This is a genomic window from Kitasatospora sp. NPDC091276, from assembly GCF_040684355.1.
Classification (GTDB): Bacteria; Actinomycetota; Actinomycetes; order Streptomycetales; family Streptomycetaceae; genus Kitasatospora.
Map to the genome: position 1 here is coordinate 89,639 of NZ_JBFBFU010000005.1, position 20,468 is coordinate 110,106.

Below are 20,468 nucleotides of genomic sequence, written 5' to 3' on the forward strand. Positions count from 1 at the left end.
GACCCCGCCTGACCGCCGCCCCGACCCCTCCTCAGTCCAGCCTGATCGCATCCCCCACCGCGACCCGGCCGGGCACCAGCACCTGCGCGTACACCCCCGCGCAGGGCAGCGCGGGCATGCCCTCCAACGGGACCAGGCGGTTCCGCTCGGCCGGGACGCGCAGGGCGGACGTGCTCCGGGGCAGCGGGCCGTGCCGCAGGGTCGGGACGGCGCAGCGCGGCGTGGGCACCACGACGCGCAGCCGCAGCACCGGCCCGATCGCCAACTCCCGCCCCACCCAGGCGTTCTCGACGTACCCCTCGCCCTCGGTGCGGATCACCAGGTTCGGCCGGTAGCGCTCCGCCTCGGCGCCGGTCGCGGCCAGCGTCGAGGTGGTGACCAGGTGCAGCGGGGCGAAGTCGAAGAAGCCGCCGTCCGGCGCGGCCCGGCCCAACTCGTTGACGGTGACGTCGACTTCGGCCTCGATTCCGTGCGCCAGCACCTCCTCCGGCACGGCCCGCTCGATCGTCGCCCCGGGCGGGCGCTCGGCGATCAGGGCGACCTTGCGGCCGAGCGCCGCCGACAGCTCCTCCTCGTCCACGCACCGCCCGTCCGGTCCGGTGATCACCACGCCGCCCGCCGTGGTCGCCGCCGTGTAACCGAGCAGGCCCGCCCACAGCCGCGGGTTCTTGGCGCTGGCGACCTTCCCGGTGTCGAGGTCGAGCAGCGCGCGGCCGCGGTCCCGCTCCAGGCCGCGCCCGTCCACCCCGACCGCCGCCAGCTCCTCCCCCAGCAGCGACTTCACCGGGTAGCGCCGCAGCCGTTCGACCGTCCCGATCCTCATGCCGCGACCGCCCATTCGCGCAGGGCCGCGAAGTCGGCGGCCAGCAGGCCGATTCGGGGGTTGACGTGGAACGTGAGTGCCGGGGCGGGGTGGTGGGCGGCTATCCAGGCGGTGTCCTGCGGGCCCAGTTCGTCGTCCACCCAGGCGAACGGGCGGCCGTCCGCCCAGGCGACCACGTCCCGGGTCTTCCAGTGCAGGCCGTCCGGGTCCTCCCCGAACAGGTCCGTCCACTGGATGTAGGGGAGTTCGGGCAGTCCGAGGTTCGGGCCGATGTGGGTGTTCGCCTCGCCCATCCAGCCGGTGGCCCACACCAGTTCGTACGGCAGGCCGAGCAGTTCCGGCCCGTGCGCCGGGTTCAGCCACACCCGCAGCGGCTTCGCCCGCGCGTGGGAGTAGTGCGCCTGCCGGTCCGCCCACCAGGTCGGGAGCAGGCGGTGGGTGTCGTACCCCTCCGGCCGCCGGGTCGTCGGCGCGGCGTAGGGGTTGAGCGGTCCGTCCACGTCGAGGAGGAGCAGGGGCAGCGTCATGCCGTGAATTCTCCGGCCGCCCCGGCGGATTGACCAGCGGTTTGCGGGTTCACGGCCGGTGCCACAGGTTGCGGGCGGCCAGCAGCGGCAGCACGCCCTCGCCGAACCAGTACGCCTCCTCCAGGTGCGGCATGCCCGACAGCACGAACTCGTCGATCCCCAGCTCGTGGTACTCGGTGATCAGGTCCGCGACCTCCCGGTGGCTGCCCACCAGGGCCGTCCCGGCGCCGCCGCGCAGCAGGCCGATCCCGGCCCACAGCCCCGGGTACACCTCCAGCCGCTCGGCCGATCCGCCGTGCAGCGCGAGCATCCGCCGCTGGCCCTCCGACTCGCTCTCGGCGAGCGCCCGCTGGGTCCGGCGCACGTGCCCCGGATCCATTCCGGCGAGCAGCCGCTCGGTCTCCGCCCAGGCCTGCGCGGCGGTGTCCCGGGTGATCACGTGCAGCCGGATCCCGAACCGCACCACCCGCCCGCGGGCGGCGGCGAGTTCGCGGATCCAGCGGACCTTCTCCCGCACCTGGGCGGGCGGTTCGCCCCAGGTCAGGTAGACGTCCGCGGACTGCGCCGCGACCTCGCCGGCCGCCGGGGACGAGCCGCCGAAGTACACCGTCGGCACCGGCTCCGGCAGCCGGTTCAGCCGGGCCCGCTCGACCCGCAGATGGGGCCCGTGGTGGTCGACCGTCCCGCCCGCCCACAGCCGCCGGACGATGTCCAGGAACTCCCCGGTCCGCGCGTACCGGGCGTCCTTGTCCAGGAAGTCCCCGTAGGCGCGCTGCTCGGCGGACTCCCCGCCGGTCACCACGTTCAGCAGCAGCCTTCCGCCGGACTGTCGTTGGTACGTCGCGGCCATCTGCGCGGCCAGCGTCGGGCTGATCTGCCCGGGCCGGAACGCCACCAGGTACTTCAGCCGCTCCGTCACCTGCGTCAGCATCGCCGTCGTCAGCCAGGCGTCCTCGCACCACGCCCCGGTCGGCGTCAGCACCCCCTCGAACCCCAACTGCTCCGCGCTGCGGGCGACCTGCCCCAGGTACCCCAGGCTCGGCGGCCGGTCCGCCCCCGCCACCCCCGGCGTGGACCCGTGACCACCCCCGACGATCTGCCGGCTGTCACCGTTGGTGGGAAGGAACCAGTGGAACACGAGCGACATGAACGGACACACTCCTACGCCGGGTTGCCTGCGGGATGAGGACGGAGACACTCACCGGCAACACGCGGCCGCGCACACCCGCACCAGGTCCACGTGCAGACGTCGCACGAGGACACGGCGGGCGGAAGCGGTCATGCGAGCGATTATGCCCGACGACGACGGCCGCCGGCCCTCCCTCGTACGGGAGGACCGGCGGCCGGTGCGGAGCGGGGGCGGATCAGACCTGGCCGGCCTTCTCCAGGGCCTCGCAGCAGGTGTTGATCATGAGGCGGGTGACGACGTACGGGTCGATGTTGGCGTTCGGGCGACGGTCCTCGATGTAGCCCTTCTGCTCCACCTCGACCTGCCACGGGATGCGGACCGAGGCGCCGCGGTTGGAGACGCCGTAGCTGTAGACGTTCCACGGGGCGGTCTCGTGCTTGCCGGTCAGGCGGGACTGGATGTCGTCGCCGTACTGGCTGACGTGCTCCAGCACCTTGTCCTGGGAGGCGCCGAGGGACTCGCAGGCGGTGATGATGGCGTCGTAGCCCTCGCGCATCGCCTTGGTGGAGAAGTTGGTGTGCGCACCCGCGCCGTTCCAGTCGCCCCTGACCGGCTTGGCGTCCAGGGTGGCGTCGATGCCGAACTCCTCGGCGGTGCGGTACAGCAGGTAGCGGGCGATCCACAGGTCGTCCGAGACGGTCAGCGAGGAGACCGGGCCGATCTGGAACTCCCACTGGCCGGGCATGACCTCGGCGTTGATGCCGCAGATCGCCAGGCCGGCGTCGATGCAGCGGTCCAGGTGCAGCTCGACGATCTCGCGGCCGAAGACCTCCTCGGCGCCGATGCCGCAGTAGTAGCCGCCCTGCGGGGCCGGGAAGCCGCCCTCCGGGAAGCCGAGCGGGCGGGAGCCCTTGAAGAAGGTGTACTCCTGCTCGATGCCGAAGATCGACTCCTGGGCCGCGTACTTCTCGTCGACCTCGCGCAGCAGGGCGCGGGTGTTGGACTTGTGCGGGGTGCCGTCGGTCTCCAGCACCTCGCACAGGACGAGGATGTTGTCACCGCCGCGGATCGGGTCCGGCACGACCTTCACCGGGTCCAGCACGCGGTCCGAGGCGTGGCCCTCCGCCTGGTTGGTCGAGGAGCCGTCGAAACCCCAGGTCGGGATCTTGTCCGCGTTGGGCAGGACCCGAGTCTTGGAACGGAGCTTCGCGGTCGGCTTGGTGCCGTCGATCCAGATGTACTCGGCCTTGATTGCCACGGCGGTGTACCTCGCATTGCTGGGTGGTGGGTGCCCGCGTAGCGTCGCAAGCCGCCGTTTCCCGGTTGTTCCTCTCGTGTAACGCGGATGTGAACCAACCCTCCGTGATGGCACGGTGACGGTGCGGGAGTGCCAGGGCGACACCCGGAGTGGCGGGGTGGCACCCGGGGTGCCGAGGTGGCACCCCGGGTGGCGCTCCCGCACCGCGAGGGGCCGGGGCTCAGTGCCGGCGGGCGTGCGCGGCCCGGCGGCGCCGGGTGGCCCACAGGGCGCCGGCCCCGCCGGCGACGAGGGCGGCGGCCCCGGCGGCCAGCGGGCCGGTGGCGCTGCTGCCGCCGGTCGCGGCGAGGCCGGCGGCCGGCTTCTCCGACGGGCCGGGCTTCTCGGTGGCGGCCTGCGGGACGACGGCGCGGGTGGTGGTGTCCGCGACCGGCTGGGCGGTGGCGGCGGTGCCGGTCGGCGCGGGCGACGTCGGGGCCTGGGTCGGGGTCGCGACGGCAGCCGGCGCGGAGGGCTTCTCACAGCTCACCGAGGCCACGGTGATCTTGCCGGTGACCTTGGCGACGTTCAGGTTCAGCGGGTTCACCTCCACCTGGACCTCCAGGGCGGAGGCGGCGGCGGTGGTCGAGGTGGTGCTCTTCTTGGAGAGCTCCACCGACACGCTGCCGATCAGCGGCACGTCCACCTTGGTCGGCCCGTACAGGCCGATGGTGACGGGCTTGCCGAGCACCGTCAGCCTGGCGGGCGCGACGACGTCGGCGGTCGGCTGCCCGTCGACGGGGCAGGTCGCCTCGGCGCTCATCGCCTCCAGGCCGATCAGCGTGGTGGCGGGCAGGCCGGGGGCGTGCACGTCGGCGTTGACCAGCTTGACGGAGGCGGCGGTGCCCTTGGCGTCGATGCGGGTCACGGCCGTGCCGATGTCGGCCTTGACCAGGGTGACCGGGCCCTGCTGGTCGACGCCGTCGACCTTGGCGGTGAGGAGCGAGCCCTCGCGCTGGGCCGGCGTCTCCACCTTGTTGAGCGCGAGGTCCACCGGGACGTCGACCGCCTTGTTCAACAGGCTGACGTCCAGGGCGAGTTCGGCGGTGACGGCGCGCGCCTTGCCGGGCGAGGCGGCGGACGACGGAGAGGGCGACGCGGTGGCCGCCGGGGCGGCGTACGCGGGCGGGACGGTGAGCAGCGTGCAGGCCGCGACCACGGCGGCGGCGGAAGCGGTTCGGCGGACGGAACGGGCGGAGCCGGTGGAACTGGTGGAACTGGTGGAACTGGTGGAACTGGTGGAACGAGAAGACATGGCGGTACCCCCACAGGTGCTGTTGATCCGGAGCGCGCCCAGACGTCACCCGCGACAGGCGGGGAGGGGCCGGCGTTCCGAACGGTGAGCCGCCAGTCTTCTCGAACAGTCCGTCACAGGAGTCACACAGAACGTCATTTCACTCGTTGGAGTGAGATTGACGTCTGCTACTGACCCCGGTCTGCTACGGCAGCCGCCAGTCCACCGGCTGCGCCCCCTGCCGCGCCAGCAGCTCGTTCGCCCGGCTGAACGGCCGCGAGCCGAAGAAGCCGCCGCTCGCCGAGTACGGGCTCGGGTGCGCCGACTCGATCGCCGGGACGTCCCCGAGCAGCGGCCTCAGGTTGCGGGCGTCGCGCCCCCACAGGATCGCCACCAGCGGGCCGCCGCGCGCCACCAGCGCCCGGATCGCCTGCTCGGTGACCTCCTCCCAGCCCTTGCCCCGGTGCGCGGCGGGCTTGCGCGGCGCGGTGGTCAGCGCGCGGTTGAGCAGCAGGACGCCCTGCCGCGTCCACGGGGTGAGGTCGCCGTTGGACGGCTGGGGCAGGCCGAGGTCGCTGCCGTACTCCTGGAAGATGTTGATCAGGCTGGCCGGGATCGGCCGGGTCTCCGGCGCCACCGAGAAGCTGAGCCCGACGGCGTGGCCAGGCGTCGGGTACGGGTCCTGGCCGACGATCAGCACCCGCACGTCGGCGAAGGGCTGCTGGAAGGCCCGCAGCACGTTCGGCCCGGACGGCAGGTAGGTACGGCCGGCGGCCAGTTCGGCGCGCAGGAAGTCGCCCATGGCGGCGACCCGCCCGCCGACGGGCTCCAGGGCGGTGGCCCAACCGGGCTCGACGATCTCGTTCAGTGGACGCGGTGCCATGGTGGCCACCCTATCGGCCTACACCGACAGTGCGTTCAGCGGATGATCATGCACACGAGCCCGGAGCCGTCCGGCCCGGCGGCCGACCACGACGGGTCACCCGCTCACCCCACCGGCCGGCCGCGCAGCACCACCAGCCGCGGGTCGGCGAGCACCCGGACGTCCGCCCGCGGGTCCTCCCCGTACACCACGAAGTCGGCCGACTCCCCCTCCTCCAGCCCCGGCCGCCCCAGCCACTCCCGCGCGCCCCAACTGGCCGCCGACAGCGCCTGCGCCGGGCTCAGCCCCGCCTTCACCAGCTCCGCCACCTCCTCCGCGACCAGCCCGTGCGCCAGCGAGCCGCCCGCGTCCGTGCCGACGAACACCGGGATGCCGGCGTCGTGCGCGGCGCCGACGGTGGCGTAGCGGCGCTCGTGCAGCCGCCGCATGTGGGCCGCCCAGGCCGGGAACCTGCCCTCGCCGCCGGCCGCCAGGCCCGGGAAGGTGGCGATGTTGACCAGCGTCGGGACGATCGCCACGCCGCGCTCGGCGAAGGCCGGGATCAGTTCCTCGGTCAGTCCGGTGGCGTGCTCGATGCAGTCGATGCCGGCCGCCAGCAGGTCCGGCAGCGACTCGGCGGCGAAGCAGTGCGCGGTGACCCGCGCGCCTTCCTCGTGCGCCGCCGCGATCGCCTCGGCCAGCGCGTCGCCGGGCCAGCAGGCGGCGAGGTCGCCGCGCTCGCGGTCGATCCAGTCGCCGACCAGCTTCACCCAGCCGTCGCCGCGCCGGGCCTCCGCGCGGACGTACGCGGCGAGGTCGCCGGGCTCGATCTCGTGCGCGTAGTTGCGGATGTAGCGGCGGGTGCGGGCGATGTGCCGCCCGGCGCGGATGATCCGGGGCAGGTCCTCGCGCTCGTCGATCCACCGGGTGTCGGCGGCCGAGCCGGCGTCGCGGATCAGCAGGGTGCCGGCGTCACGGTCGGTGAGCGCCTGCTTCTCGCTGGTCTCCGCATCGACGGCGCCGTGCGCGTCCAGGCCGACGTGGCAGTGCGCGTCCACCAGGCCGGGCAGCACCCAGCCGGTCACCGTCCGGACGTCCTCGGCGCCGGGCGGGCGGGTGAAGCTCACCCGGCCGTCCACGACCCAGAGTTCGTCCCGGACGTCCTCCGGACCGACCAGCACCCGACCCCGGACGTGCAGCACCGCGCCATCGCTCATGGCCCGCACTCTACCGACGGGGGTGTTCCCTGTAAGCAGCAAAGATGCGGCAGACTCGTTCCGGCACCCACCACCCCACGCCCGAAAGGCCGCTACCGTGAGTCCCTTCCTCGACCTCCCCCCGCTCAGCGCCGCCGAGTTCGCGGCGATCGAGGACCAGGTGGCCGCACTGCTGCACACCACCGCGGACGTCATCGTCACCCAGGGTGAGGCGCTGCTGCCGCTGGAGGCCGCGATCCGCGGCGCCGCGCACCCCGGCTCCACCGCGCTCAACGTCGTCACCGGCCCGTACGGGCAGACCTTCGGCAACTGGCTGCGATCCTGCGGGGTCGAGGTCGTGGACCTGGCCGTCCCCTTCGACAGCGCGGTCAGCGCGCAGCAGGTCGCCGACGCCCTCGCCGCCCGTCCGGCCGTCGACTTCGTCTCCCTCGTCCACGCCGAGGCCGCCACCGGCAACACCAACCCCGTCGCCGGGATCGCCGCCGCCGTCCGCGAGCACGGCGCCCTGCTGATGCTCGACGCGGTCGCCTCCGTCGCCGCCGAGCCGCTGCTCACCGACGAGTGGGGCGTCGACCTGTGCGTCATCGGGGGCCAGAAGGCCATGGGCGGCCCTGCCGGGGTCTCCGCCGTCTCCGTCTCCCAGCGCGCCTGGGAACGGATCGCCGCCAACCCGGCCGCCCCGCGCCGCTCCTACCTGTCCCTGCTCGACTGGAAGGAGCGCTGGACGGACGCCGGGCGCACCGTGCTCCCGCACGCCCCCGCCCAGTTGGAGATGCTGGCCCTCGGCGCCTGCCTCGACCGGATCGGCGCCGACGGCCTGCCCGCCGTCATCGCCCGCCACCGCGCCGCCTCCGCCGCCACCCGCGCGGGCGCCCGCGCGCTCGGCACCCTCGCCCCGTTCGTCACCGAGGACGCCCACGCCGCCCCGGTCGCCACCACCCTGCGCACCCCGGCCGGCGTGCACGCGGCCGAGCTCGCCGCCCGCCTCGACCCCGCCCTCCCCGTCCAGCCCGGCGGCGGCCCCCTCGCCGCCTCGATGCTCCGCGTCAACCACTACGGCCCCGCCGCCGCCCTGCCCACCGTCCACGCCTGCCTCACCGCCCTCGCCACCGCGACGGACACGGACCCGGCCCCGGCCCTGGCCGCCGCCGAAGCCGCCTGGACGGCCACTGTCCAGGACTGACACCACGGCGCCGTCAAGGCCCGAGCACGCGGAGCGGCCCCCGGGACACTCGGTCCCGGGGGCCGCTCCGTCCCTCCCCCGGACAGGGCCTGGCCGCGCACGGCACGGCGGGTTTCGGCCACGGGCTCCCGGCACAGTTCCCGCAGCGTTCATCTGCGCGGCACGCCGATCTCACCGGGGACCGGCAGGCTCCGGCCAGGGGTGAAGTTGGCTATACAACTTCACCCGAGACGCCGCCGAGGAGGAGACCACCGTGACCGAGCTGCCGCCGTACTGGCTGCGCGACAACTGCCCGTGCGCCGAGTGCCGGGACCCCCGGAACGGGCAGAAACTGTTCCAGATCGACGACCTGCCGCAGGACCTGGCGGTCGCCGCGAGCACCGAGACCGACGGGGGCCTGGAGGTGCTCTGGTCGGACGGGCACCGCTCGCGGTACCCGCTGGAGTGGCTGGGCGCCGAGCGGGACGGCGACGGGCGGACGGAGGAGGGCAAGCGGCTCTGGGTGGCGGCGGACTTCGCGCGCGGGATCCCCGAGGCACGGTGGGAGGCGTACCTGTCCGACCCCGCCGAGCAGGCCGCCGTCCTCACCGCCGTGCGCAGAAGCGGCTTCGCGGTGCTGCGCGGGGTGCCGGCGGTGGAGCGGCAGGTCCTCGCGGTGGCCGAGAGCTTCGGCTACGTCCGGGTCACCAACTACGGGGAGCTGTTCGACGTCCGGGTCGAGCCGGATCCGAACAACCTGGCGTTCACCAGCGTCGCGATCGCGCCGCACACCGACAACCCGTACCGGGACCCGGTGCCGACGCTCCAGCTCCTGCACTGCCTGGAGAACTCCGCGACCGGCGGCGACTCCGGCCTGGTGGACGGGTTCCGGGCGGCGGCGGTCCTCCGGGAGGAGGCGCCGGCGGACTTCGAGACGCTCACCCGCACGCCCGTCCCGTTCGTCTTCCGCGACCGCCGCACCGAACTGCGCGCCGACCGCCCGCTGATCGAGGTGGACGCCCTGGGCCGGATCCGCGAGGTGCGGTTCAACAACCGCTCGATCGGCACCCTGCGCGGGAGTTCCGCCGAACTGACGGCCTTCTACGCCGCGTACCGCCGCTTCGCCGCGATCACCCTGCGCCCCGAGCTGCAGCTCACCTTCCGCCTCGACCGCGGCGACTGCCTGATCTTCGACAACACCCGGCTGCTGCACGCCCGTACGGCCTTCCAGCAGGACGGCCACCGCCACCTCCAGGGCTGCTACGCCGACCTGGACACGCTGGGCAGCACCCTCGCCGTGCTGCACCGGCGCGCCGCCGCGCTGGACGCGGTCGCCGGGCTGTTCGCGGGCGAGGGCGCCGGGGAGTACCTGGGCGAGGAGGTCACCATGGCCGAGCACATGCTCCAGGCCGCCGCTGCCGCCGAGGCGGCCGGGGCGCCGGACCACCTCGTCGCCGCCGCGCTGCTGCACGACGTCGGCCACTTCCAGGGAGCGCTGCACGGAAGGGACTTGATGGAGGGTCAGGACAATCGGCACGGCGACACCGGCGCCGACTGGCTGGCACGGTGGTTCGGCCCGGAGGTGACCGAGCCGGTCCGGCTGCACGTGGCCGCCAAGCGCTACCTGTGCGCGGTGGAGCCGGACTACCGGCAGCGACTGTCCGAGGCCTCGGAGTACACCCTCACCGTCCAGGGCGGCCCGATGGACGAGCGGCAGGCCGCCGCGTTCGCCGAACTCCCTGGCGCCGCCGACGCGGTGGCCGTCCGCCGCTGGGACGAGCAGGCGAAGACGGCCGGGGCGCCGACACCCGGCTTCGAGCACTACCGCCCGCTGCTCACCGCACTGATGAAGTGACCGGCGGCGCCCGGGAGGCGGAACGGGCTCAGTCCCCCTCCCGGGCGTGCCGCGAAAGCGCCGACGCGGCCAGCGAGTTGTGGATGCTGAACGCCACCGTCCCGGGCAGGTAGCGGTCCTGGGACCACTCCACCGGAGTGCCGGTCGGGTCCGTCGTGCGCCGCCGTTCGCGCAGCAGCGGGCCGCCGCGGCGGCAGCCGAGGAGCCGGGCGTCCTCGGCGTTGGCCGCCACGATGTCGATGGTGTGGTCGGCGTCGGTGAACAGGATGCCGTGCTCGCGCAGGACTTCGGTGTGCGAGACGACGTCCGCCGGCAGCTCGGCGACGATCTCGCCGACCCGCGGCGGGTAGACGGTCCGCTCGACCATCACGGGCGCGCCGGAGAGGGTGCGCAGCCGGACGGTCACGTACACCTCGGCGCCCGGCTCCAGGCGCAGTTGCTCGCGTTCGGCGGTGTCGGCGGGGCGGCGGACCAGCGAGTCCAGGATGCCGCCGGGCTCCTCGCCCATCGAGTACGCCCAGTGCGTGAAGCTGAGCAGTTCGGAGAAGCTCTGCACCCGGGCGCCCCCGAGCACGACGCGCCGGGTGCCGCGGCGGGAGGTGACCAGCCCGTCGGAGCGGAGGACGGCGAGCGCCTGGCGGACGGTGCCCCGGGAGACGCCGTACTGCTCGGCGAGCGCGCCCTCGGCGGGCAGCCGGCCGGCCTCGCCGTACGCGCCGGTGGTGATGGCCTCGCGCAGGTCGGCGGCGACCTTCCGGTACAGGGCGCCGGGAGCGCGCTCGGCGGGGCGCCCGGGCTCAAGTGCCACGTCAGTCAATGTCCCTCCTGGGGCGGTGTCCTGCGCAGCCGTACCGGCACGGACAGCCCGACCTTATCCCGCTGCGCCTTTGAAGCATCGCACCGAACGGATCACGCTCCGATGGCCGGATTCGACCGTTCCCGCAGCCGACCCCGGTTCTGGGCCGTCCGTTCACCTTCCCGTCATCGGACTCCGGCGTACTTACCTCCGTCAGCGAAGTTGGCTAGTCAACTCGGACGGCCTCGAACGGCTCCGGGCGGCTCCGAACGGCACCGGGCACCTCAGAACGGCTCCGAACGGCCACTCGCACGATCCCCCGATCAGACAACCCCACCGCAGCTCACCCCCTTGCAGTACACCCGATCAGGAGACTGACCCGTGTCCGTGCACCGCGCCCGTTCCGCCGCCTTCGCAGCGGTCCTGACCGCCGCCGCGCTGTCCCTCACCGCCTGCGGCTCCGCCGGCTCCTCCACCGCGAAGTCCGGCGACGCCGCGGGCGGCAAGAGCGCCAAGACCGCCACCTCGGTCGCCGACTTCGGCGGGATGGACGGCCTGATCGCCGCCGCCAAGAAGGAGGGGAAGCTGCACGTCATCACGCTGCCTCGCGACTGGGCGAACTACGGCAAGCTGATGGACGACTTCAAGGCGAAGTACGGCATCGAGATCGAGGACGAGAACCCCGACGGCGCCAGCCAGGACGAGATCAACGCGATCACCTCCCGCAAGGGCCAGGACCGCGCCCCCGACGTCGTCGACCTCGGCTCGGCCTTCGCGCTCAGCGCCGCCAAGCAGGGCCTGCTGGCCCCGTACAAGGTCACCGACTTCGACAAGATCCCGGCCACCATGAAGAACGCCGACGGCCTGCACTACAACGACTACGGCGGCTACATGTCGATCGCGTGCGACGCCAAGAAGGTGTCCGCCTGCCCGAAGACCTTCGCCGACCTGCTGAAGCCCGAGTACAAGGGCATGGTCGCCCTGAACGGCAACCCGACCAAGGCCGGTGCCGCGTTCGGCGCCGTCTACGCGGCGGCGCTCGCCAACGGCGGCTCGCTGGACAACATCCAGCCCGGCATCGACTTCTTCGCCAAGGTCAAGCAGGCCGGCAACTTCAACCCGGTCGAGGTCACCCCGGCGACCATCGAGAAGGGCGAGACCCCGATCAGCATCGACTGGTCGTACCTGAACGCCGGCTACGCCGACAAGTTCAGGAGCAAGGGCATCGACTGGCAGGTGGCCATCCCCTCGGACGGCTCCTACGCGCAGTACTACAACCAGGCGATCAACAAGGACGCGCCGCACCCGGCCGCCGCCCGCCTGTGGGAGGAGTACCTGTACAGCGCCGAGGGCCAGAACGGCTTCCTGGGCGGCTACGCCACCCCGGCCCTGTTCGACGCCATGAAGACGGCCGGCACCCTGGACGCCGCGGGCGCCGCGAAGCTCCCCCCGGTCGAGAAGCCCTTCACCACCTTCCCGACCCAGGAGCAGACGGACACGGCCAAGAAGACCGTGACCGAGAACTGGGCCAAGGCGATCGCGGGCTGACCTGACGATGACCACGGCTCCCACCCCGGTGCCGGCCCCCGCCTCCGCCGCCCAGAGCGGCGGGGGCGCCCCCGGCCCCGCAGCAACCACCCCCGCCACCGCCGACGCCACCACGGCCGAGGCCACCGACACCGCGGCCGAGACCGCCGCGGCCAAGAGCACCGAGACCGCCAGGGCCCCCCGCCCCGGCAAGCCCCGGGCCGGCCGCGGTCGCGCCTGGATGGCCGCCCTTCCCCTGCTCCTGTTCTTCCTGGTCGGCTTCGGCCTGCCCGCCGTCGCGATCGCCATCGGCGCGTTCACCACCTCGCCCGACGCCCCCGACGGCGGCGGCACCTTCACCACCGACAACCTCACCGGCTCGCTGCAGGGCGCCTACTGGACCGCCCTGTGGGGCAGCGTCAAGCTCTCCCTGCTGACCGCGCTGATCGCCGCCGTGGTCGGCCTGCCGCTGGCCCAGGCCGTGGCCACCTCCCGGTTCCGGGTGTTCCGCGAGGCGGTGCTCTCCGCCTCCGGCGTGCTCGCCAACTTCGGCGGCGTGCCGCTCGCCTTCATGTTCGTCGCCACCCTCGGCAACGCCGGCGAGGTCACCAAGAAGTTCGGCCTCACCAGCCACGGCTGGAACCTCTACACCTTCACCGGCCTCTCCGTGGTCTACCTGTACTTCCTGGTGCCGCTGATGGTCATCACCATCACCCCGGCCCTGGAGGGCCTGCGCACCCAGTGGCGCGAGGCCGCGTACAACAACGGCGCCACCGTCGTGCAGTACTGGCGGCACGTGGCCCTGCCGGTCCTGGTGCCCTCGCTGCTCGGCGGCTTCGTGCTGCTGTTCGGCGCCTCCTTCGCCGCGTACGCCACCGCCGAGGCCATGGTGGGCAGTTCGGTGCCGCTCATCTCGATGCAGATCGGCGACGCGCTGTCCGGCAACGTCCTGGTCGGCCAGGGCAACCTCGCCCTCGCCCTCGGCCTCGACATGATCGTGGTCGCCTGCCTGGTGATGGCCGTGTACCTGCCCCTTCAGCGCCGGAGTGCCAAGTGGCTCGCCTGATCAATCGCATCCGTTTCGGCCGCGGCCTCGTCCTGCTGCTCTGCGGCGTCTACTTCGCCGTACCGCTGGCCTCCTCGGTGATCTTCAGCGTCGACGACAACAAGGGCGGCACCACCTTCCGGGCCTACACCGAGCTGCTGAACGCGCCCGGCTTCCTGGACAGCCTGGTGCTGAGCCTGGAGCTGGCCGGCGTCACGGTGGCGGTGCTGCTGCTCCTGCTGGTCCCGGCGATGCTCGCCGCCCGGCTCGGTGCGCCGAAGCTGCGCCCGGTGATCGAGGTGATGTGCTCGATGCCGCTGGTCGTCCCCGTGGTCGCGCTCACCACCGGCATCATCGGCGTGCTGCGCTGGGGCCCGGACTACCTCCAGGACACCCCGCTGTTCCAGACCATCGTGGCCATCCAGGACCCGAAGTTCCCGATCGTCCTGGTCATCGCCTACGTGCTGATGGCGCTGCCGTTCGCCTACCGGGCGCTGGACGCCGGGCTGCGCGGCGTGGACGTCGCCACCCTGGTCGAGGCCGCCCGCAACTGCGGGGCCGGCTGGCTGCGCGCGGTGTTCACCGTCGTCCTGCCGAACCTGCGCAGCGCGCTGCTGAACGCGGCCGTCCTCACCGTCGCCCTGGTGCTCGGCGAGTTCACCACCGCCTCCATCCTCGGCTTCGCCCCCTTCTCGGTGTGGATCAACTCCAACGGCAAGAGCGACGGCCAGATGTCCGTCGCCGTCTCGATGCTCAGCCTGCTGATCGTCTGGCTCGTCCTGCTGCTGATGTCCGCCGCCGGCCGCGGCCGCAAGGCCGCGCGGGCCTGAGGCGCCCCGCCGCACGGCCATCCCGCGCTCCGGCCGCACGGTCCTGAACCACCCCACGCTTTCCAGGAGTTACCAGCCATGACCACGGTTTCCGCCCCCGTCACCGGTGTCGCGCTCGCCCCCGGCGGCGCCACCGTCGAGTTCCGCTCGCTGCGCCGCTCGTTCGGCGCCACCACCGCCCTCGACGGCCTGGACCTGACCGTCCACCCGGGCGAACTGCTCGCCCTGCTCGGCCCGTCCGGCTGCGGCAAGACCACCGCGCTGCGCATCCTGGCCGGCTTCGAGCAGCACGACTCCGGCGAGGTCCTGGTCGACGGGCAGGACATCACCGCGATCCCCGCCCACAAGCGCGACGCGGGCATGGTGTTCCAGTCGTACAGCCTCTTCCCGCACCTGACCGCGCTGGACAACGTCGCCTTCGGGCTGCGGATGCGCGGCGCCGGCAAGGCCGAGCGCCGCAAGCGCGCCCAGGAACTGCTGGAGCTGGTCGGCCTGCCGCACCGCGCCGAGCACTACCCGCACCAGATGTCCGGCGGCCAGCAGCAGCGCATCGCGCTCGCCCGGGCGCTCGCCCTGCAGCCGCGCGTGCTGCTGCTCGACGAGCCGCTGTCCGCGCTGGACGCCAAGGTCCGCCTCCAGCTGCGCGAGGAGATCCGCCGGCTCCAGCAGGAACTGGGGATCACTACCCTGTTCGTCACCCACGACCAGGAGGAGGCGCTGTCGATGGCCGACCGGGTCGCGGTGCTGCGCGCGGGCCGGCTGGAGCAGTGCGCCACCCCGTCCGAGCTGTACGGCCGCCCGGCCACCGCGTTCGTCGCCGAGTTCGTCGGCACCATGAGCCGCATCCCGTGCACCCGCACGTCCGACGGCGTCGAGGTGCTCGGCCGCCGGCACGCGGTGGACGGCGACCTGCCCGCCGACGGCGAGCTCCAGGTGCTGGTCCGCCCGGAGAACGTCACCCTGACCCCGTCCGAGGCCGGCCCGGCCCTGGTGATCACCGCGTCCTTCCTGGGCGCCGTCACCCGGCTCACCGTCCGCCTCGACGACGGCACCGAGGTCAAGGCCGACCTGCCGACCGAGGCCGCCGCCGCGCTGCCGGCCGGCTCGCGCGCCGAACTCCTGCTGCCGGAGCGTCCGGTGCTGGTGGACCGCCGCACCGTCTGAGAGCCTCGAACCCCATCTGCGTAGCACCATCTGATGAACCACCGAAGGTACCGCCATGCCTGAAGCCCCGACGCCCTCCTCCCTGACGCCCGGCGCCCCGACGCCCGGCCCCTCGACGACCGAGGCCCCCCGCCCCGCCGCCGTCCTGTTCGACATGGACGGCACCCTGGTCGACACCGAGCAGCTCTGGTGGCAGGCCGCCGCCGAACTCGCCGACGAGCTCCACCACGCGCTCACCGACCAGGACGCCCCCGAAGTGCTCGGCCAGGCCGTCGAGCACACCGCCGCCCACCTGCACAGGGTCAGCGGCACCACCCTCACCGAGGCCGAACTCGCCGCCCGGCTCGGCGAGTCCTTCGCCGCCAAGGTCGCCGCCGAGACCGTCCCGCGCCCCGGCGCGCTCGCCCTGCTGGCCTCCCTGCGGGACGCGCGGGTGCCCACCGCGCTGGTCTCCGCCTCCCCGCGCCAGGTCGTCGACCTGGTCCTCGCCGCCATCGGCCGGGACTGGTTCGCCGTCACCCTGGCCGCCGAGGACACCCCGCGCACCAAGCCCGCACCGGACCCTTACCTCGCCGCCGCCGAACGGCTCGGCCTGGACCCGGCCACCTGCGTCGCCGTCGAGGACACCCCGACCGGAGTCGCCTCCGCCGCCGCGGCCGGCTGCGCCGTGCTCGCCGTGCCGTCCACCGCGACGCCGATGCCCGACGGCGGCCGGATCACCCTGCTCGCCAGCCTGGAACAGGCCGACCTCGCCCTGCTGGGGAAGCTCGGCGCCGCCCGGGCCGTTTGACCGGCATGCCCTATCTCCTGCTCTCCCTCGCCATCCTGAGCGAGGTCTGCGCGACCAGCTGCCTCAAGCTCACCGAGGGGTTCACCCGTCTCTGGCCGAGCGTGGGGGTGGCGGTCGGCTACGTGCTGTCCTTCGTGCTGCTCGGGCGCGCGCTCAAGCACATCCCGGTCTCGGTCGCCTACGCCGTCTGGTCCGGGGCCGGGACGGCGGCGGTCGCCGGAATAGGCGTGGTCGCCTTCGGCGAATCGCTGGGACGCCTCCAGTGGCTGGGGATCGCCCTGGTGATCGTCGGAGTGGTCGTGCTCAACCTCAAGAACAGTCACTGACGGGCCGCCCCCGGCCTGCGGGGCTGGTCAACTACCCTTTCGGAGCGGGAAGTCGGATGTGCCGACCGCCCGCTCCGAGTGGTTCGCTACCGTGGGCCCCATGAGCGACCCACGACCCCACCACTACCGCTTCGTCCACCGCGAGCTCGCCCGCCAGGTCCTCGAATTCGGCCCGCGGCTGACCGTACCGGACGCCGGCGGCAGCCTCCTGCCCGTCCTCACCGGCATCTGGGACAACCTCGGCCAGACCCTCCCGCCCGAGGACCGGCTGCCCAGCCACGGTCTGGACTGCCAGCACCTGCGGGCCGACGGCCACCCCCTGCTGCTCGTCACCCTCCCCACCCCGACCAGCGCCACCGAGGCCCACTTCGTCGCCGCCGTCCACCCCCAGGGCACCAAGACCGTCCGCTACGTGACCCTGGAGCACGCGCTCAACCCCTTCGACGGCAGCCCCGGCACCGTCCTCGGCGAGTGGTCGTCCGAAGGCCACCTCAACCACGGCGAGGGCCCCTCCCCCGTCGCCGAGCTGTTCGTCGCCGCGGTGGCGAAGCTCGTCACCCCGAAGAAGCGCGGTTTCTGGCGCCGCTGACCCCGACGCGGCCGCGCGCCGACGCATCGTCAAGGTCCCGTCATCGCACCGCGAAGCACCCGTCACAACGGATCGCCCGCGCACCGGCTGCGGCTATGCTCGGCCGGTCACGCCATCGACACATCGGGGGAGCAGTGGCCGACTTCACGGTCAGCACCGAGTTCCTCGCCAAGCTGGCCAAGGACCTCAAAGGCTGCGGCGACGAACTCGACCAGGGACTCAAGGCGCTCAAGGAAGCGAGTCGCAGCGGACTGGGCTACGACTTCCTCGACGAGGCCTGCGGACACTTCCAGGGCACGTGGGAGTACGGGCTGAAGAAGGTCCGGGAATGCGTCAAGATCCTTGACGACGGCCTGGAGAAGGTGCAGCAGGGCTACGACAGCACCGAACAGGACACCACCAAGGCCCTCACCCCCCAGGGGCGCTCATGACCGCCCCCACGCCGGACTGGTCCGGCCTCGGCTTCAACCCGACCCCCGGCGACGCCACCGCCGTCACCGGCCTCAGCGGAAGCCTGCGCCGGGTGGGCCAGCACCTGACCGACGTCCACACCACGCTCTCGCAGCTCTCCGCCAACCAGGGCCAGTGGACCGGCGAGGCCGCCAAGGCCTTCGCCGGCCAGTTCGGCAAGCTCCCCGCGTACCTCCAGGACGCCGCCGACTCGATCACCGCCGCCTACCAGGCCCTCGACGTCTGGTACCAGGCGCTGACCGAACACCAGCCCAAGGCAGCCGAGTTGGCCCGCTCCGCGGTCGCCGCCAAGCAGCAGAAGGAGCAGGCCGAACAGGCACACACCGCCGCGGCCGCCGCCCCCGACCTCAAGCTCGCCGGCCAGACCTTCCCCGACGACGCCGGCCTCGCCGCCGCCGAACAGCGCTACACCAAGGCGAAGGACCACCTGGACGCGGCCGCCGCGCTCGTCAGCAGCGCCGCCAACGACCTCACCCAGCTCCAGAAGCAGGCCCACGAACTCGCCGGGGGCCACAAGTCCGACGCCCACAAGACCGCGGCCGCCATCCGCAAGGCCGCCGACAGCAAGGCCCCGCCGGAACCCGGCTGGCTCAGCAAGGTCGGCAACTGGCTCAAGAACCACGGCGCCGACATGCTCACCGTCGCAGCCGGCATCTGCGGCGTCGCGGCGATCTTCTTCCCCGCCTTCGCGCTGCCGGCCCTCCTGCTGAGCGCCGCCGCGGCAGGCGCTCACGTGAAGCAGTACGGCATCAAGGGACTGATGCCGACCAGCATGGCGAACCTCGGCAACGACCTCACCCTGGCCGGTGATCTCCTCGGGGCGCTCCCCGGAGGAGCCCTCCTCAAAGGCGGAATCACCGCGTTCAGGGGTGCCCGCGCGGCCGGCACCGGGGTCAAGGCCGTGAGCGCCGGCGCCACCGAGATCCGCACCGCCGCCAGGGCGATGGACCCGGCCAGCCCGATCTTCACGACGGCGATCGAGAAGCCCGCCGTCAAACTCGGGCTATCCAAGGCCGCTGCGATGAACGTCTCCGACGGCGTGCAGGCAGCCAGTGGCGTCGCGCTGACGGCCCCTACCGCCTGGGGCCTCACCCAGGACAACCCGAGCCCGGGGCTGAGCGCCGCGGTGAACTACACCACCGGAGGCGGGACGGCGCTCAACGGTGCCGGATCCGCCATCGGCGGCAGCGGCAAGAGCCGGATCGTAGCCGGACTGCTCGGTGGCGGCAGTGCGATCGTCACCGGTGTGTGGGGAGTCGGCCATGGCTGACACGACCGCCCCGTCGTTCTGGCTCTCCCTGCCCGAAGGGTTCACGAGCATCGACCTGTCCGAGGATCCGGGCGACCGCATGAGTCGGATCGTGGACGGACTCGACGCGCTCACCGATGCCGGTCCGGAACAGAAGCTCGGTATCACTGTCTCCGCCGAGCTCGCCCTCCAGGCGCAGCTGCGCGAGGGTGCGGTCCACGTCTCCAACTGCCTGGTACAGACCGAGGAAGGCACGATCGTCCAGGGCATGTTCAGCCTGTTCCTCCGCGAGCAGGAGCAAGGCGCCCCGGGCACCTACCCCCAGCGCGTCGCCGAGGAGCTCGCGGCCGCCTGGCCGGACGCCGACGTCGACGTCCTCGACTTCCGGCTCGGCCGTGCCACCGTGACCGTCCGCGACCTGGCCGTACCCGTGTCCGGGGCGGTCTACGGCCTGCCGGGATCGGGCGTCGTCACCGTCCGCCAGCTGGAAGCCCTGTTCCCTCATCCGTGGAGCCCTCACGTGCTCGCCGTCGTCTTCACCACCCAGCACCTGGACTACTGGGACGGGTGGTCGGTCCTGGTGGGCGCCGCCATCAGTGGGATCTCCTTCCACCCTCCACTCGACGAAGCACAGAACGCCCTGTCGCCGGAGCGGCGGGACACCATCCGAAAGGCCTTCGGGTGACACTCGCCCAGTCCGCCCCGGAGACGGGAAGCAAGGCGCGCTGGCTCCGCCGTGGCGCCGTCCTGGTCGCCGTCCTGACCTGCCTGTCCGTCGGCACCGTCCTCGCGTTCGTGTACGTCGGCACCCTCCTGGCTTTCGGCCTGGGTGCGCTCTACATGGTCGCGACGGGCGTCGGACTGGCGAAGCTCGGAGGACCGGGGAACGACCCCGATGGCAAGGACGTCAGCGCCGGGCTGGTCCTCGTCTTCTTCGCCGTCCTCATCGCCACCGGTGCGGGCGCCGACGCCTGGCACAACCAGCTGCTGGGTTCGGGGCGGGACGTCAAGGCGGTGGTCATCGCCGAGCACGTCGACAAGTCGATCCACGGCACGAAGCGGACGTACGACCTCTCCACGCAGGGCGAGAAGGTCCCCGGCGGACCCCTGGAGCCGGACAGTCGGCGCTTCAACCCCGGCGACCACGTCACCGTCCGGATGGACCCGGCCGGCCGGGTCGCCCCCAAGCTGCCCGGGGAGGCCGATTCCCCGGCATCCCTGTGGAGCGCGATCGGAATCAACGCGGTCATCGCCCTGTTCCTGCTGTGGTTCGCCTACGACAGCAGCAAGCCGCCCCGGGACCCGCGCCCGGCCGGACCGTGGCGCGAGCGCATGCGCCGACTCGACGGGCTGCCGCTCACCGCGGCGGCGACGGCGGTCTCGGTGCCCTGGCTCCTGTGCTTCCTGCTCGTCCAGAACCGTCTCGGCTTGGCCCTGATGGTCGCGATCCCCTATCCCCTCGCCGGGTTGGCGGCCTTCGGCTCGCTCGTTCGCGACGAGGACCGGAAGCAACCCCAGGGCCTGGTCCTCCTCGCGGTCGGTCTCGTCTTCACCGCGCTCGCCCTGTTCCTCTGA

The 20,468-nt window shown here is 72.9% G+C and carries 21 protein-coding genes; 13 read left to right on the forward strand and 8 right to left on the reverse strand.

What is annotated here, in order from left to right; all coding sequences use genetic code 11:
• Positions 1-31: 31 nt before the first annotated feature.
• The 7 genes from AB0O19_RS08035 to AB0O19_RS08065 form a co-directional block, all read right to left on the reverse strand.
• The gene (locus AB0O19_RS08035) at positions 32-823 is read right to left on the reverse strand and encodes an MOSC N-terminal beta barrel domain-containing protein (RefSeq protein WP_363618607.1); all 792 of its coding nucleotides are present in this window, start codon (positions 821-823) and stop codon (positions 32-34) included.
• Positions 820-1,350 (reverse strand): hypothetical protein, encoded by a 531-nt coding sequence (locus AB0O19_RS08040; RefSeq protein WP_363618609.1) that lies wholly within the window; start codon positions 1,348-1,350, stop codon positions 820-822. Before AB0O19_RS08040 ends, AB0O19_RS08035 begins: the two co-directional genes overlap by 4 nt.
• A gap of 49 nt (positions 1,351-1,399) precedes the next feature.
• Complete coding sequence (locus tag AB0O19_RS08045) at positions 1,400-2,497, reverse strand: LLM class flavin-dependent oxidoreductase (RefSeq protein WP_363618611.1); 1,098 nt, start codon at positions 2,495-2,497, stop codon at positions 1,400-1,402.
• Positions 2,498-2,714: 217 nt separating this feature from the next.
• Positions 2,715-3,737, reverse strand: coding sequence for a glutamine synthetase (gene glnII / locus AB0O19_RS08050; RefSeq protein WP_363618613.1), 1,023 nt, complete (start codon positions 3,735-3,737; stop codon positions 2,715-2,717).
• 220 nt (positions 3,738-3,957) lie between these two features.
• On the reverse strand, positions 3,958-5,031 hold the full coding sequence (locus tag AB0O19_RS08055) for an SCO1860 family LAETG-anchored protein (protein ID WP_363618615.1): 1,074 nt from the start codon (positions 5,029-5,031) through the stop codon (positions 3,958-3,960).
• Positions 5,032-5,215: 184 nt separating this feature from the next.
• Positions 5,216-5,893, reverse strand: coding sequence for a uracil-DNA glycosylase (locus tag AB0O19_RS08060; RefSeq protein WP_363580545.1), 678 nt, complete (start codon positions 5,891-5,893; stop codon positions 5,216-5,218).
• A gap of 104 nt (positions 5,894-5,997) precedes the next feature.
• The gene (locus AB0O19_RS08065) at positions 5,998-7,089 is read right to left on the reverse strand and encodes an amidohydrolase family protein (RefSeq protein ID WP_063349565.1); all 1,092 of its coding nucleotides are present in this window, start codon (positions 7,087-7,089) and stop codon (positions 5,998-6,000) included.
• 97 nt (positions 7,090-7,186) lie between these two features.
• Here AB0O19_RS08065 and AB0O19_RS08070 point away from each other — a divergent pair, with 97 nt between their 5' ends.
• Together AB0O19_RS08070 and AB0O19_RS08075 are read left to right on the forward strand one after the other, a co-directional pair.
• Positions 7,187-8,272 carry an aminotransferase class V-fold PLP-dependent enzyme gene (locus tag AB0O19_RS08070; protein WP_363618618.1) on the forward strand — a complete coding sequence of 362 codons (1,086 nt, stop codon included), beginning with the start codon at positions 7,187-7,189 and terminating at the stop codon, positions 8,270-8,272.
• A gap of 253 nt (positions 8,273-8,525) precedes the next feature.
• The gene (locus AB0O19_RS08075) at positions 8,526-10,106 is read left to right on the forward strand and encodes a phosphonate degradation HD-domain oxygenase (RefSeq protein ID WP_363618620.1); all 1,581 of its coding nucleotides are present in this window, start codon (positions 8,526-8,528) and stop codon (positions 10,104-10,106) included.
• 28 nt (positions 10,107-10,134) lie between these two features.
• On the opposite strand, the gene AB0O19_RS08080 is transcribed toward AB0O19_RS08075, so the two are convergent.
• A complete protein-coding gene (locus tag AB0O19_RS08080) occupies positions 10,135-10,914 on the reverse strand; it encodes a GntR family transcriptional regulator (protein ID WP_363580537.1) in 780 nt (259 codons plus the stop codon).
• Between the two features lie 369 nt (positions 10,915-11,283).
• On the opposite strand from AB0O19_RS08080, the gene AB0O19_RS08085 reads away from it, so the two are divergent.
• From AB0O19_RS08085 to AB0O19_RS08135, 11 genes are all read left to right on the forward strand, one after another.
• The gene (locus tag AB0O19_RS08085; RefSeq protein ID WP_363618622.1) at positions 11,284-12,450 is read left to right on the forward strand and encodes an ABC transporter substrate-binding protein; all 1,167 of its coding nucleotides are present in this window, start codon (positions 11,284-11,286) and stop codon (positions 12,448-12,450) included.
• Positions 12,451-12,670: 220 nt separating this feature from the next.
• Complete coding sequence (locus AB0O19_RS08090; RefSeq protein WP_350880479.1) at positions 12,671-13,495, forward strand: ABC transporter permease subunit; 825 nt, start codon at positions 12,671-12,673, stop codon at positions 13,493-13,495.
• Entirely contained in the window at positions 13,483-14,304 is an 822-nt protein-coding gene (locus tag AB0O19_RS08095) for an ABC transporter permease subunit (protein WP_363618624.1), read from the forward strand. The genes AB0O19_RS08090 and AB0O19_RS08095 overlap by 13 nt, the downstream gene beginning before the upstream one ends.
• A gap of 78 nt (positions 14,305-14,382) precedes the next feature.
• Positions 14,383-15,468, forward strand: coding sequence for an ABC transporter ATP-binding protein (locus AB0O19_RS08100; protein WP_363580531.1), 1,086 nt, complete (start codon positions 14,383-14,385; stop codon positions 15,466-15,468).
• A gap of 55 nt (positions 15,469-15,523) precedes the next feature.
• Positions 15,524-16,258: an HAD family phosphatase gene (locus AB0O19_RS08105; protein ID WP_363618626.1), complete on the forward strand. Its 735-nt coding sequence runs from the start codon at positions 15,524-15,526 to the stop codon at positions 16,256-16,258.
• Positions 16,259-16,263: 5 nt separating this feature from the next.
• Positions 16,264-16,584, forward strand: coding sequence for a multidrug efflux SMR transporter (locus AB0O19_RS08110; protein WP_363618628.1), 321 nt, complete (start codon positions 16,264-16,266; stop codon positions 16,582-16,584).
• 100 nt (positions 16,585-16,684) lie between these two features.
• On the forward strand, positions 16,685-17,173 hold the full coding sequence (locus AB0O19_RS08115; protein ID WP_363618630.1) for a hypothetical protein: 489 nt from the start codon (positions 16,685-16,687) through the stop codon (positions 17,171-17,173).
• 134 nt (positions 17,174-17,307) lie between these two features.
• Positions 17,308-17,604 carry a hypothetical protein gene (locus AB0O19_RS08120; RefSeq protein ID WP_363580523.1) on the forward strand — a complete coding sequence of 99 codons (297 nt, stop codon included), beginning with the start codon at positions 17,308-17,310 and terminating at the stop codon, positions 17,602-17,604.
• Positions 17,601-18,914: a putative T7SS-secreted protein gene (locus AB0O19_RS08125; RefSeq protein ID WP_363618632.1), complete on the forward strand. Its 1,314-nt coding sequence runs from the start codon at positions 17,601-17,603 to the stop codon at positions 18,912-18,914. Before AB0O19_RS08120 ends, AB0O19_RS08125 begins: the two co-directional genes overlap by 4 nt.
• A complete protein-coding gene (locus AB0O19_RS08130) occupies positions 18,907-19,578 on the forward strand; it encodes a hypothetical protein (protein ID WP_363618634.1) in 672 nt (223 codons plus the stop codon). The genes AB0O19_RS08125 and AB0O19_RS08130 overlap by 8 nt, the downstream gene beginning before the upstream one ends.
• A complete protein-coding gene (locus tag AB0O19_RS08135) occupies positions 19,575-20,468 on the forward strand; it encodes a hypothetical protein (protein WP_363618636.1) in 894 nt (297 codons plus the stop codon). Before AB0O19_RS08130 ends, AB0O19_RS08135 begins: the two co-directional genes overlap by 4 nt.

Coding starts and splice junctions, on each gene's coding strand:
- AB0O19_RS08065 (WP_063349565.1), bottom strand. CDS start 7,089: ATGAGCGATGGCGCGGTGCTGCACGTCCGGGGTCGGGTGCTGGTCGGT.
- AB0O19_RS08125 (WP_363618632.1), top strand. CDS start 17,601: ATGACCGCCCCCACGCCGGACTGGTCCGGCCTCGGCTTCAACCCGACC.
- AB0O19_RS08060 (WP_363580545.1), bottom strand. CDS start 5,893: ATGGCACCGCGTCCACTGAACGAGATCGTCGAGCCCGGTTGGGCCACC.
- AB0O19_RS08100 (WP_363580531.1), top strand. CDS start 14,383: ATGACCACGGTTTCCGCCCCCGTCACCGGTGTCGCGCTCGCCCCCGGC.
- AB0O19_RS08090 (WP_350880479.1), top strand. CDS start 12,671: ATGGCCGCCCTTCCCCTGCTCCTGTTCTTCCTGGTCGGCTTCGGCCTG.
- AB0O19_RS08115 (WP_363618630.1), top strand. CDS start 16,685: ATGAGCGACCCACGACCCCACCACTACCGCTTCGTCCACCGCGAGCTC.
- AB0O19_RS08130 (WP_363618634.1), top strand. CDS start 18,907: ATGGCTGACACGACCGCCCCGTCGTTCTGGCTCTCCCTGCCCGAAGGG.
- AB0O19_RS08055 (WP_363618615.1), bottom strand. CDS start 5,031: ATGTCTTCTCGTTCCACCAGTTCCACCAGTTCCACCAGTTCCACCAGT.
- AB0O19_RS08105 (WP_363618626.1), top strand. CDS start 15,524: ATGCCTGAAGCCCCGACGCCCTCCTCCCTGACGCCCGGCGCCCCGACG.
- AB0O19_RS08110 (WP_363618628.1), top strand. CDS start 16,264: ATGCCCTATCTCCTGCTCTCCCTCGCCATCCTGAGCGAGGTCTGCGCG.
- AB0O19_RS08040 (WP_363618609.1), bottom strand. CDS start 1,350: ATGACGCTGCCCCTGCTCCTCCTCGACGTGGACGGACCGCTCAACCCC.
- AB0O19_RS08035 (WP_363618607.1), bottom strand. CDS start 823: ATGAGGATCGGGACGGTCGAACGGCTGCGGCGCTACCCGGTGAAGTCG.
- AB0O19_RS08045 (WP_363618611.1), bottom strand. CDS start 2,497: ATGTCGCTCGTGTTCCACTGGTTCCTTCCCACCAACGGTGACAGCCGG.